This is a genomic window from Bartonella sp. TT29SHDZB (genome assembly GCF_042193395.1).
Lineage (GTDB): Bacteria > Pseudomonadota > Alphaproteobacteria > Rhizobiales > Rhizobiaceae > Bartonella.
The window spans coordinates 213,981-228,398 of the sequence record NZ_JBHILQ010000002.1; the positions used below are offsets into that span (position 1 = coordinate 213,981).

The 14,418-nt window shown below is 35.8% G+C and carries 9 protein-coding genes and 1 pseudogene; 7 read left to right on the forward strand and 3 right to left on the reverse strand.

All coding sequences use genetic code 11. The features are described from left to right. Nucleotides 1-342 precede the first annotated feature (342 nt). From bafA (ACFIJJ_RS02090) to ndk, 4 genes and pseudogenes are all read left to right on the forward strand, one after another. The gene (gene bafA, locus ACFIJJ_RS02090; RefSeq protein ID WP_375645779.1) at nt 343-2,907 is read left to right on the forward strand and encodes a BafA family autotransporter; all 2,565 of its coding nucleotides are present in this window, start codon (nt 343-345) and stop codon (nt 2,905-2,907) included. A gap of 276 nt (nt 2,908-3,183) precedes the next feature. Beyond that, nucleotides 3,184-3,480 (forward strand): annotated as a pseudogene (locus tag ACFIJJ_RS02095) (Arm DNA-binding domain-containing protein); the annotation flags it as partial. Nucleotides 3,481-3,736: 256 nt separating this feature from the next. Further along, the gene (gene bafA / locus ACFIJJ_RS02100; RefSeq protein WP_375645781.1) at nt 3,737-6,301 is read left to right on the forward strand and encodes a BafA family autotransporter; all 2,565 of its coding nucleotides are present in this window, start codon (nt 3,737-3,739) and stop codon (nt 6,299-6,301) included. Nucleotides 6,302-6,574: 273 nt separating this feature from the next. Further along, nucleotides 6,575-6,997 (forward strand): nucleoside-diphosphate kinase, encoded by a 423-nt coding sequence (gene ndk, locus ACFIJJ_RS02105; protein ID WP_375622178.1) that lies wholly within the window; start codon nt 6,575-6,577, stop codon nt 6,995-6,997. 327 nt (nt 6,998-7,324) lie between these two features. On the opposite strand, the gene pgsA is transcribed toward ndk, so the two are convergent. The 3 genes from pgsA to ACFIJJ_RS02120 form a co-directional block, all read right to left on the reverse strand. Next, nucleotides 7,325-7,906, reverse strand: coding sequence for a CDP-diacylglycerol--glycerol-3-phosphate 3-phosphatidyltransferase (gene pgsA, locus ACFIJJ_RS02110; RefSeq protein WP_375622177.1), 582 nt, complete (start codon nt 7,904-7,906; stop codon nt 7,325-7,327). Between the two features lie 72 nt (nt 7,907-7,978). Continuing rightward, the gene (gene uvrC / locus ACFIJJ_RS02115; protein ID WP_375622176.1) at nt 7,979-9,958 is read right to left on the reverse strand and encodes an excinuclease ABC subunit UvrC; all 1,980 of its coding nucleotides are present in this window, start codon (nt 9,956-9,958) and stop codon (nt 7,979-7,981) included. Nucleotides 9,959-10,356: 398 nt separating this feature from the next. Then, nucleotides 10,357-11,220: a 23S rRNA (adenine(2030)-N(6))-methyltransferase RlmJ gene (locus tag ACFIJJ_RS02120; RefSeq protein ID WP_375645782.1), complete on the reverse strand. Its 864-nt coding sequence runs from the start codon at nt 11,218-11,220 to the stop codon at nt 10,357-10,359. Between the two features lie 1,563 nt (nt 11,221-12,783). Between ACFIJJ_RS02120 and tatA the strand changes: the two genes are divergently transcribed. From tatA to tatC, 3 genes are read left to right on the forward strand one after another with little or no spacing between them, the layout of a single operon-like run. After that, entirely contained in the window at nt 12,784-13,086 is a 303-nt protein-coding gene (tatA, locus tag ACFIJJ_RS02125) for a twin-arginine translocase TatA/TatE family subunit (RefSeq protein ID WP_375645783.1), read from the forward strand. A 55-nt stretch (nt 13,087-13,141) separates the two neighbouring features. After that, on the forward strand, nt 13,142-13,582 hold the full coding sequence (locus ACFIJJ_RS02130) for a twin-arginine translocase subunit TatB (protein ID WP_375622174.1): 441 nt from the start codon (nt 13,142-13,144) through the stop codon (nt 13,580-13,582). Continuing rightward, nucleotides 13,579-14,361, forward strand: a complete 783-nt coding sequence (gene tatC, locus ACFIJJ_RS02135) for a twin-arginine translocase subunit TatC (protein WP_375622173.1) — start codon at nt 13,579-13,581, stop codon at nt 14,359-14,361. The genes ACFIJJ_RS02130 and tatC overlap by 4 nt, the downstream gene beginning before the upstream one ends. Nucleotides 14,362-14,418 lie beyond the last annotated feature (57 nt).

The window sequence follows — 14,418 nt, forward strand, 5'->3', positions numbered from 1 at the left end:
TTATCTTTACATATATGATTGTTTTAAAGGTCTTTAATTAAAGGTTCAGAGAACAATTTTTCAGAGCACGCAGCTTCGTTGTTCATGATAAACTGTATACCCTTATATACTTGATTATCCATTACTTTTTATCTTTGATAAGAAAACTCCGAGAAAATGCTAAAGAAGCACTATAAAAGCGCTCTTATATTCTTGATCAAAAAAATATTTAAAAACTATAAAGAACGGTTTTTTATGAGATAAGGGGGATTTTTAAGAAGGATTATTGCAATCTACGGTTGAAAATATGTTTTGTAGAGCTAATTACGTTTAGTGTCTATGCAGGCGTGAAGGGGGGAGGATATGGCTCTACAATATAAATGGAAACGAAATTTTTGGATACTTATGTTGAGCAGCTGTTTTGTGCAAGCTGCTGCTGCAAATGAGGGGGGGGCATCGCTTTTTTGTCAATCTTCAAGTTATGAAAATGATAAAGTATTTCACGATCAATACAATGAGGATATGAAATCAGCAAGATGCATACTTGGAGCCTCTAATGATGTCATGGTAAGAACGCGCAATGAATTAGGCTTTTTAAAAAAGCCTAGCGATTTTATTATGGATAAGGGTGCTAGAGTGTTTATGAGACAACAGGAGTTTGACAGCAGTCATCGTGACAATATTGGATATAATACACAAAAACAAAATACTGCGTTTCTTAAAAAACCTGAGCTTATCTCCATTAAAAATGGGGCATTGCTAGAAAATTATATCCTTGATAATGAAGGTAAAGCATACATTTCAAATGATGGCGAGATTGATAGTCCAGGGCGATCCATTAATAACACTGTAAGGAATGGTGCAGAGCTTTATGTGTATGCAGGAGGACTCAGTGAGAATAGTAAAATTGAACATGGTGGAATTGAAAATGTTCAGGCTTTGAAGGGAAAACAAGGTTTTTCGAAAAATGCTGTTGTTGAAGAAGGCGGACACCAAAGTGTTGGAAATGGAGGAAAAGTAGAAGGGACTAAAATTTATGGTGGTGAGCAGCTTGTTTTCGGTGAGGGGGATATTGGAGGAGAGATTAAAGGCAGTAGTGCTTCTCATACTGTCATTTATGGTCAAGATGAAACACTAGGCCAACAAAAAGTATATGATGGCGGAAAAGTTTGGAATACGAAAGTTATGCGAGGGGGTGTCCAAGAGGTTGGAAAAAAGTCTCAAAGTGCAAAAAATGGTGGTTTTGCATTTGACACAGAAGTTTTTGGTGGTGGTAAACAACGTATCTTAAAAGGCGGTCAGGCTATTGGAGTCACTTTAAATGAGAGTGCTATTCAGGAAATAGATACTGATGGATCTGTAAAAAATCTCACAATGAATGATCAAACAAAATCATGGGTGCATGCTGGAGCAACATTAGAAGGCAAGACACAGGTAAACCATTCTGGGCAGATCCATCTTTATGCTGGGAATGATCAACAACGCACCACAGTAGAAGATATTATTTTAAATGGAAAAGATACAAAACTGTACTCTGTTACTGATGGGTTTGATGGAAAAAGTTCTTTGATACAAAAATTAAGTGGTGAAGGGAGTGTTATTTTTTCATTTACAGGTTCTGATCCATATTATTCTCAGCTTCATGTGAATAATCTTTCAGGAAATTTACATTTCGCATTCAATACTACGATTGCCCATAACCGTGGTGATTATCTCTTGGTTGAGAAAGGCTTTGGGAAACATACAATAAGTGTCGCTGATTCTGGAGTTGAAATCACGGATCCTTTTTCAAATAAACTTGATTTAATTACGGATAAAAGTGGTGGAGCGCATTTTACGCTGACAGATCTTAAGGGTGAAAAAATTAACGCCATTGATGGTGGAACTTATATGTATGGATTGAAAGAAAGAAAGGATGAAAATGGAAAAGTGTGGTTTTTATCGGCAGACCGCCTCAGTGGGCCAGAAACCTCTATTCCAGATCCGACAGATCCTTTTTTTCCTGGTGAAACATCAACAACCCCCTCTACAGATGCAGTGTTAACGTTGTCCGTAGTCCCTGGACTTATTTTTAATAATGAGTTGCAAGTTGTACGGAATGGTAGAAAAATTTGGGACAGAAATAAGAAAGATATCGAACTATGGACTTATGGGATTAAGAGCAGAGAACGTGTTGCGACAGGCCATACACACTTTAAGCTTGGGCAGACAGGTTTAGTCTTTGGTGCTGATCAGTTGAGTGAATTAAGGCATGGAGAGTTGTATGTTGGTGGGTTTGGGAGTTATGATCAAGCACGTGTTTCTCATGCACGAGGTGGTGATAGTGATCTGAGCTCTTATAGCATTGGAACTTACGCAACTTATTTTGATCATCGTGGATGGTATATGGATGGTGTTTTGAAATATAATTATTACCGAGATAATTTGAAAGCCATCTCAACGAATAGATTAGCTATTCAAAGTCATTACAATCAGTGGGCGATAGGTGGATCATTTGAGATTGGCTGTTATTTTGAACCGGCACAGAATACTTGGATGCAGCCTTATATCAAGCTAACAGGTTTGCAGGTTGAAGGTAAAAGAATAAAACTTTCCAATGAAATGATAGGTGATCTAAGCCCATTAACTTCATTCCGCAGTGAAGTTGGATTGACTGCAGGACATGAATTTTTTGTGAATTCAGAAACTTCATTAACAGCTTACATTATGGCAGCTTGGTTGCGTGAGAATATAAATAATAATTATACGACAATTAATAACCAGTATAAATTTATTACAGATTTATCAGGCAGTGCGGGTAAATTGGGAATTGGTTTAAACGGTTCGGTCAATGATAAACTAACACTTTATGCGGAAGCACATTATCTAAAAGGACATAAGATTAAGAATGCTCTTCAAGGTATTTTAGGATTACGCTATAGTTTCTAAATATGTGTGTACACGGCTGATTGACTTTACAAATGTAATTGTTTTGCAAGCTTAAACAGATAACGCTCGGCTATGTCTTTTCGAGAGTATAGGGACTTTCTCAAATAGTAGGAATGTCTTTATACTCTCTTTTTTAAAGGCAACATACTGAATTTATAATAATAATTCATTTCTATGCATGTTGAATGAGAGTCCCGAGTATCATAGGATTCTCTCATTCCCAATCTGTTTATGTTGAATCAATCAAAATTATTCGCTTGGCACATCACAAGTGGGATGAACGTGTGGATAAAAACTATACAAGAAAAGAGTAAAAATGTCTCTTATGAATCTTCTCTAGTGTCAAGGGCTGTCACAACATTAGGATGGCAAAGTGTATGATGATATCGGCTCGCTTCTTCATAAGCGTAAAGATTGGGGACGCAATGGTTTTACCGGTATACCATTCATGGATGACGTCGCGAAATGGGTTCGGGTGCGTTGAGAGATGTCTCTTTAAAACAAGCGCGTGAATGTACAATCCAAAGGCGTTTTGTGTTCCGTGAAGGACGTGACCTCGTTAGGCACGAGCATTTTGTTCATCTAACTTCAAATATTGAAAATTGTTCCTTGAACTAAAGTGAACAATTTGAATTTTATTAAGATTTTCAGCCGTAAGTTAGAACTTTCTAGTAGCTCATAGATAAACAACTTAAAGTTGTTTATATTAAAAAATACACTTAAAAAGTGTTTTTAAACATAAATAAAACACATTACGATACAATCTAAGGCGAGTTACCTACGTAGCCGTGGGATATTTTTCTAAATAATTGAGAGTGGAGTGTCGATAATGCAGTATAAACATAAGTTGAGTTTTTCAGTATTGATGATCAGTAGTTGTCTTGTACAAGTTGCAAGTGCAGTTGAAAACAGGAATGAAGAGTTAACAATAGTAGAATATGGAGGAAATGGAGCGGAGATACCAAAAGGTTCAGTACTGATTACAAATAATGTTCCCAGTAGTAATAGTAAAATTGGAGATGGCAGTGTTGAGATTGTTGAAAATGGAGCAACTTCTATAGGTGCCTCTATTAAAAAAGGAGGGATGCAAATAGTTACACGCGGAGGAACTGCGATAGATGCTAAAATCCTTGGTGGTAAGCAGTTTATTCATGAAGAAAAAGGTCTTGATCTTACAAGCGAGGAGAGAAAAAGTAGTGCATATAATTCCACAGTTTCGGGGGATAGTGGAGCCGTGGGACAGCAGAATGTATATGATGAAGCGTGGGTTTGGAATACGAAAGTGGGAGATAACGGAGAACAAAACCTTTATGCAGGAGAAAGAAAAGAGGGGGGAAAATCAATGTATGCTGAGGTCTCTGGAAATGGGAGACAGCACGTCTTAGCGTTAGGAGAATCTTTTGCTACTAATTTGAAAGATCATGCTATTCAAGTTGTATATCCTGAAGGGTTTGTGGATGGTCTGACTGTTAACAACTTTGCTAAGTCGTGGTTCCATGTTGGTATAAAAGATGTCGTTGGAGAAGTAAGGATCAATGATCACGGAGAACTTTATTTATTCGCTGGTGATAGGACAAATCATACGACTAAGAAAAAAATTCCTATACAGGACAGATCTGAAGAAACAATATTTGAGGTTGGTGAACGGAATATGGGAGAAAAACCTCAGATTGAAATTGAAGATTTAGGGGGGCAGAATGGGACTGTTATTTTTACTTCTATACCGTATGATCCACGACATATTTCACTTCATGTTGAGAAACTTTCAGGAAGTTTGCATTTTCGATTTAATATTAGTGCTACGGGGGATGCAAGTGATTACTTGTCGATTGATGAAGGTTCAGGTAATCACAAAATAAGCGTTGCAGATTCTGGTCGTGAAATTACAGGTCCTATCTCTCAGAAAAATGGTTGGGCCACAGAGATTAATTTAGTTACTAATAAATTTGGAGGCGCTAATTTTACTCTGGAAGATCTTTCGGGTAAGGACATTACAGCTGTTGATGGTGGAGCCTATCAGTATGTTTTACGAAAGAGAGAAAGATGTGCTGATTCTAGTGGTTATTCTACAATTTGGTATTTAAGTTCTGCCTCTGAAGGTACGACACGTTCGAGTACTGAAACACAGTGTGTAAACAAGAAAACGAAGATTCCTCTTGCATTATCTGAGCAAGGTGCTTCTTCTAGAGGAAAAAATACCGGTTATCGTAAACCTACTAAAAAAGAGCAACCCAAGCAACGGCCTCCACGTCATTTAAGAGAAGCACAGAATGTCTCTAGTGTTTCTGTATCTCCCTCTCAAGAAAATCAGAATCGTCTGGTGTTTCCTCTAGCCAGTCCTCATCCTCTTTCTGCTGAAGAGCAACAAACTGCTGTTTCAGAATCTTCTCACTCTTTAGCCGATCAGATGATTTTGCGTCTAGTTCATAAAGAACAACCTTCTCCACAATTGAGTGAGACGCTTTCAGTTTCTCACTTTTTGACTACTCCCTCTACAGATGCGGTATTGTCTATGTCTGTAGCTCCAGCGATGGTGTTTCACAACGAAATGCAAACAGTGCGTGCGGGAAGAGGGATTCTAGATAAAAGTAAAAAGAATGCAGCTTTATGGACCTATGCGATTAAATCTAAAGAGAGTATTGCTGCAGAGCATATAGATTTTAAGTTAGATCAGACAGGTATTGTTTTAGGGATCAGTGGTTTAAGCGAATGGGAAAATGGAGAGTTTTATATAGGTGGTTTTGGCAGTTATGATCGTGCCCGTGTTGCGCATGCACGGGGTGGTACCAGTGGTATCAATACTTATGGTATTGGCGCTTATGTCACTTATTTGGATCATAGTGGATGGTATCTCGATGGTATTTTAAAATACAATCATTATCAAAATACTCTAAAAGCCGTTTCAACGAATGGTTTAGGGATTGAAGGAAGTTATACACAATGGGCGGTGGGCGCCTCCTTTGAAGCAGGTTATCGACTTCAGACGTCAAAGAACAGTTGGTTGCAGCCTTATGGACAATTTACATGGTTGCAAGTTGAGGGTAAAGAAATCAAGTTATCGAATGACATGACAGGTGACATGCGTCCATTTACTTCATTACGCAGTGAGGTTGGCTTATCTTTAGGATATGAATTTGGTTCTCGCATGGATTCTTCATCATTTGCGTATATTACAGCAGCATGGTTGCGTGAGAATAAAGATGACAATCAAACGTTAATTAATCAACGGCATTCATTTACCACGGACTTATCAGGGAATGCAGGTAAGTTAGGAATAGGTTTAAGCAGTTTAGTGAGTGAGAAGTTGAAGTTATATGGTGAGGCCCATTATATTAAAGGGCGTAAAACAAAACAGTCCCTTCATGGAATTATAGGTGTACGCTATAGTTTCTAAGTATATGGTTATTTTTTGATTGATCTCAATGATAATTTTGATGGAAAGCGTTGAGGAATATAAAAGAAGTTCAGCATTTGCTGAGGGTCGGTAGCGCATTTTTATGATGGGAGGAGCAATTATAGGTATTTTTATTTCTATTGAAGTCTTCTTTATAATTCATTCTATATTTTTGAGAATTTGTATAGATTTTTGCAGAGTCACTTGGCAAAGGGCTCCTTGCTCGCTATAGAAACAGTCAGAGAATATTATAAATGAAATAAAGGTGAGTAAATGGCTTTAGAGCGTACTTTTTCGATGATTAAACCAGACGCAACCCGTCGTAATTTGACTGGCGCAATTACTAAAATGCTTGAGGATGCGGAGCTACGTGTTATTGCGTCTAAACGTGTTTGGATGAGCAAACGTGAGGCTGAAAAATTTTATGCTGTTCATAAAGAACGCCCTTTTTTTAGTGAATTGGTTGAATTCATGTCTTCTGGTCCAACCGTTGTACAAGTTTTGGAAGGCGAAAATGCAATAGCTAAAAACCGTGAAGTAATGGGAGCTACGAATCCTAGTGATGCAGAAGAAGGGACAATTCGTAAGGTTCATGCTTTATCGATTGGCGAAAATTCTGTCCATGGATCAGATAGTGCTGAAACGGCAAAAACAGAAATCGCCTTTTGGTTTTCTGAGGTAGAAATTGTTGGTTAATAAAGCGTATATAAGAAGCAAAAATCCGAAATATTATGTTTCGGTTTTTTGCTTATAAGATTATAGATTTTTTTTGAAAGGATATGGAGTATTCATCGTTTTTTTCAGCTTTTAATGCTGTAACTGCTTTTGCGAGGAGACATAAAAAGCATGTTGAATCTTTTCATAAAGAGCTTTTATCTATACGCCAGCTTCGTTTGTGAAGTGCAAAAGAAGTGTTTTGATTGATTGATCGTGAATAGATTAAAAATAAGTGAGCTTCACGTGTTTTCTTCTTTCGTTTAAGGGCAAAAAGGTAAATTATCTTTATAAATCTTACATATTCTTTCACAAAATAACATGCTTTAAACCTGCACGAAAATAATCCCAACCAGTCCACAATGTAAGGAGGGCAGAAATCCACAGCATAGTAATGCCAAACTCTACTGTGTAAGGGAAAATTTTATTACCGGCTGGTCCAGCTAAAAGAAAGATAATAGCGATCATCTGTACAAAAGTTTTCCATTTTGCAAGACGAGAAACTGGAACGCTCACTTTTAATTCAGCCAAATATTCACGTAATCCTGATACAAGAATTTCTCGGCAAAGAATGATAATAGCTGCCCATAGTGTCCACCCAGCGATAGTACTGTCTGCGGCAAGCAAGAGCAAACAAGCAGAGACGAGAAGTTTATCGGCAATTGGATCTAACATGCGACCAATATTGGATGTTTGTTCCCAAATACGAGCAAGGTAACCGTCAAGAAAGTCAGTAATGGATGCAACGATAAAAATGGAAACAGCAATCCAGCGAGTGATATCACTTGATTGTAGTCGCCCTTCTAAAAAAAAGCATGCAACAACCATTGGGACTGCAACAATTCGTGCATAAGTTAAAATATTTGGAAAAGAAAAAGTATGATTTTTCATGGAGCCATTTTTAATTCTTGTGAAAGAGAATATATTTCCTAAACGTAACAAGGTGAAGGTTATGAAACAAGCCTATTTTTCATGAAAATGGTTATGAATTTTTTGTGCAATTGTCATAGAGATTCCCGTAACTTTTTTTAAATCTTCAAATGAGGCACTAGCAACAGCTTTGGCACTTCCAAAATGATGAAGCAATGCACGCTTTCTTGTCGGACCGATATTTTCGATTTCATCAAGTGGGTTTTTGAATGTTGCTTTTTTTCGTTTTATCCTATGAGTTCCAATCGCAAAACGGTGTGCTTCATCACGCAGACGTTGCAAAAAATAGAGGATAGGATCACGTGGAGGAAGTGTAAAGGGGGGAATATCTTTTATAAAAAATCTTTCACGTCCTGCATGACGGTCAACACCTTTGGCGATTCCAACAACTGTGAAGAGATCATTTAATTGTAACTCAGCAAGTATTGCATGTACGCTGTTGATTTGTCCTTCACCACCATCGATTAAGATAAGGTCAGGCCAAATGGGAAAAAGATCATCATCTTTTATGTTATGACTTCTACTTGGCAGATCATACTCTTTGATAAGGCGTGAAAATCTTCGTTTAATCACTTCTTTCATCATGCCAAAATCATCGCCAGGCGTGATATCTGTTGAGCGAATGTTGAATTTTCGATATTGATTTTTAATAAATCCCATTTGACCAGCAACAATCATAGCCCCTACAGCATTTGTTCCCATGATATGAGAATTGTCATAGACTTCTATCCGGCGTGGAGGAAAAGGTAGTTGGAATGTTTTAGCAAGACCTTGAAGCAATTTTGTATGGGTGGCTGTTTCAGAAAGCTTATGTTCAAGTGCTTCATGAGCATTGAGATAGGCATGATTAACAAGAGTTTTCCGTTCACCTTGTTTGGGTAAAGAGAGGGATACTTTGTGGTTTGCTTTGAGGCTAAATGCTTCTGTAAGAAGTGTCTTTTCTTCAATTTCTTCAGATAAAAGGATACTTTTGGGAAGCGGTTTATCATCGTAAAATTGGGCAAGAAAACTCGCTAAAATTTCAGTGCGGGAAAAAGAGGGATCTGCTTTAGGAAAATAGGCACGGTTTCCCCAATTTTGCCCCATGCGAAAAAAGAACACTTGAATACAGGTCATTCCTTCTTTTTGCGCAATTGCAAATACATCCGCTTCTTTTATCGTTTGAGGATTAATACCTTGATGGCTTTGTATGTGAGAAAGGGCTGATAAGCGGTCACGATAGGAAGCTGCTTGTTCAAAATCAAGATTTTCTGCGGCTTTATGCATAGCTTGAACCATATCGCTTTTAATAGATTGATCTTTTCCCGAAAGGAACGCTTTTGCTCCTTTCACCAGTTCTTTATAATCACTGTCACTAATTTCATGAGTACAAGGTGCAGAACATCGCTTAATTTGATAAAGCAAACAGGGGCGTGTACGGTTTTCAAAAACTGAATCAGTACAGGTTCGTAATAAAAAGGCGCGTTGTAAAACATGAACTGTTTGTGTCACTGCACCAGCAGAAGCAAAAGGACCAAAATAGTGAGCTTTTCGTATTCGAGCACCACGATGTTTGTAAAGTGCAGGCACTCGATGATCATCTGTAATCATAATATAAGGGAAACTTTTATCATCACGCAGGAGTACATTAAAATGCGGATGCAATCTTTTGATGAGATTGGCTTCTAAAAGGAGTGCTTCTGTTTCTGTATGGGTGACGATAAATTCCATATGATATGTTGCACGAATCATACGGGTAATACGATTATTGTGTCCTTGTTCACGTGTATAGTTTGAAACACGTTTTTTGAGATTACGGGCTTTGCCAACATAGAGAATATCACCATTTTCACCAATCATCCGGTAAACCCCTGGTTTATGCGGAAGGTGTCTAACAAACTCTTGTATGAATTTGATGCCTTGGAATTGATTTTTCTCATTGCTTTGATTAGCATTATGCCATGTAATATTAGAGAGAAAAGAAAGCTTTTCCCGTTCATTTTTCGGACAATTTGTATTATTTTTCAGGACCATTCCGTTTATTACGAATATGTTGTTTGTTTAATATATGAAATATTCTTTTTTATTAAATAATGATTATTTATGTCTTTATAATTTTTTTCTATAAATAACATCTTATAGCATAAGAGTATGATTTTAGAGAGCCGATCTTTCATAAAAAATATGAGAGTTGTTATTCTAAAGCAGCTTTATGAATTTGCCTAATTTATCCATTAAAATGATTGGAATAGGAAATCCATGATAATTAAGAGGATAGACTTTCTAAAAAGAAAAAAATTAATTCACGCTGATCGTTATTAGCTTACCATTATAATATGTTGGTATTATCCATAGAAGCAAAGAATTTTACCACTCAAAGTCTTTATATCTTACAACATGATATTTGATTTAGAAAAAATATAGAGAAAAGTTTAACATAATAGATGTTCTTTTTGAAGCCACTTATGCGTTATTTGGGCATTTTCATCTTGTCCCAGACGGTTGATAAGAAAGGGGCTGAGTTTTTTCATTTCTTCTTCCAAAAGGTAGGGAGGGTTAATAATAATCATACCACTTCCATTCATTGTCGGTGGACTTGAACTTTTTCGGATACGCATTTCAAGTTGTAGAATCTTAGGAATTCCGGTTTGATAAAGCGCGTGAAGAAAACTTTCAATTTCTTTGTCATATTTAACAGGATACCATAAAGCGTAGATTCCTCCAGAAAAGCGACGATAGGCTTTTGTTAATCCCTCAATAAGGCGGGAAAACTCTCCAGCTTTTTCAAAGGGAGGGTCAACAAGGATAAAGCCACGTTTTTCTTTTGGTGGTACATGAGCATTTAAGGAAAGCCAACCATCTAAATGCAGAACTTTTGTCTGATAATCTCCTGCAAAGTTTTTTGCTAAAATATGATAATCTTCATTGTGCAATTCTATTGCGGTGAGGCGATCTTGTTTCCGTAATAATTGACGAATAAGAACAGGAGATCCAGGATAAAACATAATTTCTTTTTCTCCTTTATTGAGGGCATCAATGATGTCACACCATGGACAAAGGAGTGTTCTTAAATCTTCTGGGATAGGAGTAGAAAAAAGTCGTTGGACACCTTCGCGCCACTCTCCTGTTTTATGTGCTTCTAAAGAAGAAAGGTCATAAATACCGATTCCAGCATGCGTATCTATAACGCGAAAAGCTTTTTCTTTGCGTTTGAGATATTCTACAATGCGAGTGACAATAATGTGTTTAAAAACATCAGCAAAATTGCCAGCATGATAAATATGCCGATAATTCATGGAGTAAACTCTATCATATGTATAACTGTACCGGATTATTAGCATAGAATAATAGAATTGATATCCATAAAAATACTCTTGTAGAAATCAAACAATACCCTCACTAGCAAATTATACACTACAGAAAAAATATTAATGTCATCGGAGCATTTATTCACAGGGCTATTTTTATATTTATGTTGTAAGAGAAGTTTTTTATGATCGCGGACTCTTTCAGGAAAACTATAAAAAACAATCAATTAACGAGAATATTAGTAAAGTTTGTTGAAAAATTGAATGGTATCTTTCAAATTCATTCATAAATTTGCTTGTTTAAAGATTAAAGAATTTCAAATTCTTGATAAAAACATTGTTACATTGATCAGTTTTTTTACGAGCGTAAAATTATGAATAGAGCAATAAAGTACTGGTATTATAGTGGTATATTTTTGTAAAAGTGTGAATGAATCTCATTGCTTTAAGCGGAGCCAAAGCTTTACATTATACACGCTAAAAGGCCTAGTTATTGTGTATGATGCTAAAATAAAACTTTTGAAAATTGATATGTGCTCTGTAAGCTATCTCAATAAAATGAGTTTTTAAAACTAAAGTAAATAGGTTTATTTATCTCTAACACTGTATTATTGAGCGGCTTTATAAGGTAATCTTATAAAAAAGGCTAGGATAAGAAATTCTTTTTACATGGATTATGCTTCGATGCCATGCTTTTGATTGAATGTAATTTTCTATTCATGCTCATTTTGTTTTCAATACTGGGATAGGTTAAGCACATGATATTATGAGAACGCATGCCCAGAATCCGGAGACTTGTAATAGTTATGGCATTCAGCGGCTCAGAGAGACGGTTATATGGAGGTATTTTACTGAATAAGGCGCAAGCTGGTACCATTTTTATTTTTTAGCAGTATTGCCATATCTCTTGGCACTTGAGCTGGTTCATAAAGTGCATTTTTACTCTTTCCGCTAATAGTTTTTATTTACACGCCAGATATTTAATTGAATGCGATGATGGATCATATTTCGTATTGTACATAGAATAATGAATGATAAAATTCCTACCCCAACGCAAAGAATAAATGTTGTGCGTAAGATGATCGTTTTTGAAGAGACTGATGATGTGTTAAGAAAGTTTTTTAGAGATTTTTCTTTCTGAATTTTTTAATTGAATACGTAAAGTGTTTTACAACATGTTATGATCTTTATCAGTAAAGGATAATTTGACGGAAATGTTTGTAATGATACGTAAAACATTGTGTAAAAGGAAAGACATTGGCTATAGTATTTACAGGAAGATGAGTAACCTAAGAGATCAGATGAAGTTATTTTAGAAAAGTTTTTAAGTGTTTTGAACTTTGTATGAAGTGGTTTATCATTTTTGAATGGTTTGTGTTATAATACGCTAAAAAAGGATGAGAGGATAAAAAGTTCTTTTTGCAATAAAAGCGTGTAATTGCTTTTAAGTTAAGAAGAAAATATATAAGTAAGATATTATATTTGATACATTCTTCAGAGGAAGCATGAATAAATGAAATCAAATTTAAAAGCATAAAGTTAGAGAGAGTAATGGGTAATATTTTTTCACCAACGCATTTAATCATAATTTTATTGATTATCTTTGTGCTTTTCGGTCGCGGTAAAATTTCTGAATTAATGGGCGATGTTGCTAAAGGAATTAAAGCCTTCAAAAAAAATATGAAAGAAGAAGATGATAGCATTGAGGATAAAGTTGAAATGGCTCCTACTTCCCAAATGATTGATGTAGAATCTCAACAATCTCAGCCGTTATCGGTAAAACATGCAACAGTGCGCAGAAAGGTTTCTTCTGCTTCTAAAAAAAGCAAAACATCTGTTGCTAAAAAACAGTAACAAAAACGCAATCATCATTGTGCAATATTTTTTGATGAGAAAGTCGAATTAAGAGATGTTTGGGATTGACGGACCAGAGTTTATCGTAATCTTACTTGTTCTCATCATTGTCGTTGGACCAAAAGATTTACCTAAAATATTAAAGACAATAGCAAAGATAAGAGCGTATGTGTATTCAACAGCAAATGAATTTCGTCACCAGTTTGATGATGTAATAAAACAAATTGAGCGCGATGATTTGCAAAAAATATGTTCGGATATTAACGATTCAAGCAAGAAGTTGGCAGAAACTTTTGATCCCACTCAAAATATATTAGAGGATATCCACGATAATTGGGATGTTAAGGAAACACACCATAAATCAAAAAAAGATAAAGAAATTTTGGAATGTGATCAAAAGGTAATCAAGAAAGATATGACAGTTTCTATAGCTGCTCATCATTCTGAAAACATTTTTGTTTCTCCTAAAGATAAAGAAAAAGAAGATGTGTCATGAATGTAAAAAAAGATGAAGTTGATGCTAATATGGCGCCACTTTTAGAACATTTAATTGAACTTCGTCAGCGAATTATTTCTGTCTTGGTTGCATTTATGATCGCTTTTATGATGTGTTTTCTTGTTAAAGATTATATTTTAAATTTTTTACTATGGCCATATCAGTGGGCAATGAAAATAGCAGAGGGTAATCCTGAGGGGATTCGTTTGCAATCAACGCAAGTATGGGAAACTTTTTTAACGAAGATGAAGCTTTCTGTTTTTGGGGGAATTATTTTATCTTTTCCCTATACGGCTTTTCAGTTTTATAGTTTTATTGCACCAGGGCTTTATAAAAAAGAGCGTATGGCTTTTTTACCATTTCTCATTGGGGGGCCTATTTTATTTTGTATTGGGGGAGCGTTTGTTTATGGTCTATTAGCGCCAATAATACTATGGTTTAGCCTTTCTCAACAATTTCTTCCAGATGTTCATTTAAAAATAGAGTTTATAGTGCGTATTTCTGATTATTTGGGCTTTATGACATCGTTTATCCTAATTTTTGGTTTGATTTTTCAATTACCTCTTGTCATCAGTCTTTTAACAAAAATTGGATTTGTAACGTCTCATGATTTGGCGTCTAAACGAAAATGGGCTATTTTGCTCTCTTTTATTATTGCGGCAATCATAACGCCGTCGGATTTTTTTACGATGTTTGCAGTGGCTTTACCAACGATAGCACTTTACGAGATTTCAATTTTAATTGCTTACAGTATAGAAAAGAGAAGAAAATCCGCTTAAGAAAAGTGTATAATCTTATGCGATAAGGAATGAATAAAAACAATATAAATGAGGAAT

What these genes read in the sequence shown, in the direction of transcription:
- bafA (WP_375645779.1), top strand. Translation starts at nt 343, where the DNA reads ATGGCTCTACAATATAAATGGAAACGAAATTTTTGGATACTTATGTTG.
- bafA (WP_375645781.1), top strand. Translation starts at nt 3,737, where the DNA reads ATGCAGTATAAACATAAGTTGAGTTTTTCAGTATTGATGATCAGTAGT.
- ndk (WP_375622178.1), top strand. Translation starts at nt 6,575, where the DNA reads ATGGCTTTAGAGCGTACTTTTTCGATGATTAAACCAGACGCAACCCGT.
- pgsA (WP_375622177.1), bottom strand. Translation starts at nt 7,906, where the DNA reads ATGAAAAATCATACTTTTTCTTTTCCAAATATTTTAACTTATGCACGA.
- uvrC (WP_375622176.1), bottom strand. Translation starts at nt 9,958, where the DNA reads ATGGTCCTGAAAAATAATACAAATTGTCCGAAAAATGAACGGGAAAAG.
- ACFIJJ_RS02120 (WP_375645782.1), bottom strand. Translation starts at nt 11,220, where the DNA reads ATGAATTATCGGCATATTTATCATGCTGGCAATTTTGCTGATGTTTTT.
- tatA (WP_375645783.1), top strand. Translation starts at nt 12,784, where the DNA reads ATGGGTAATATTTTTTCACCAACGCATTTAATCATAATTTTATTGATT.
- ACFIJJ_RS02130 (WP_375622174.1), top strand. Translation starts at nt 13,142, where the DNA reads ATGTTTGGGATTGACGGACCAGAGTTTATCGTAATCTTACTTGTTCTC.
- tatC (WP_375622173.1), top strand. Translation starts at nt 13,579, where the DNA reads ATGAATGTAAAAAAAGATGAAGTTGATGCTAATATGGCGCCACTTTTA.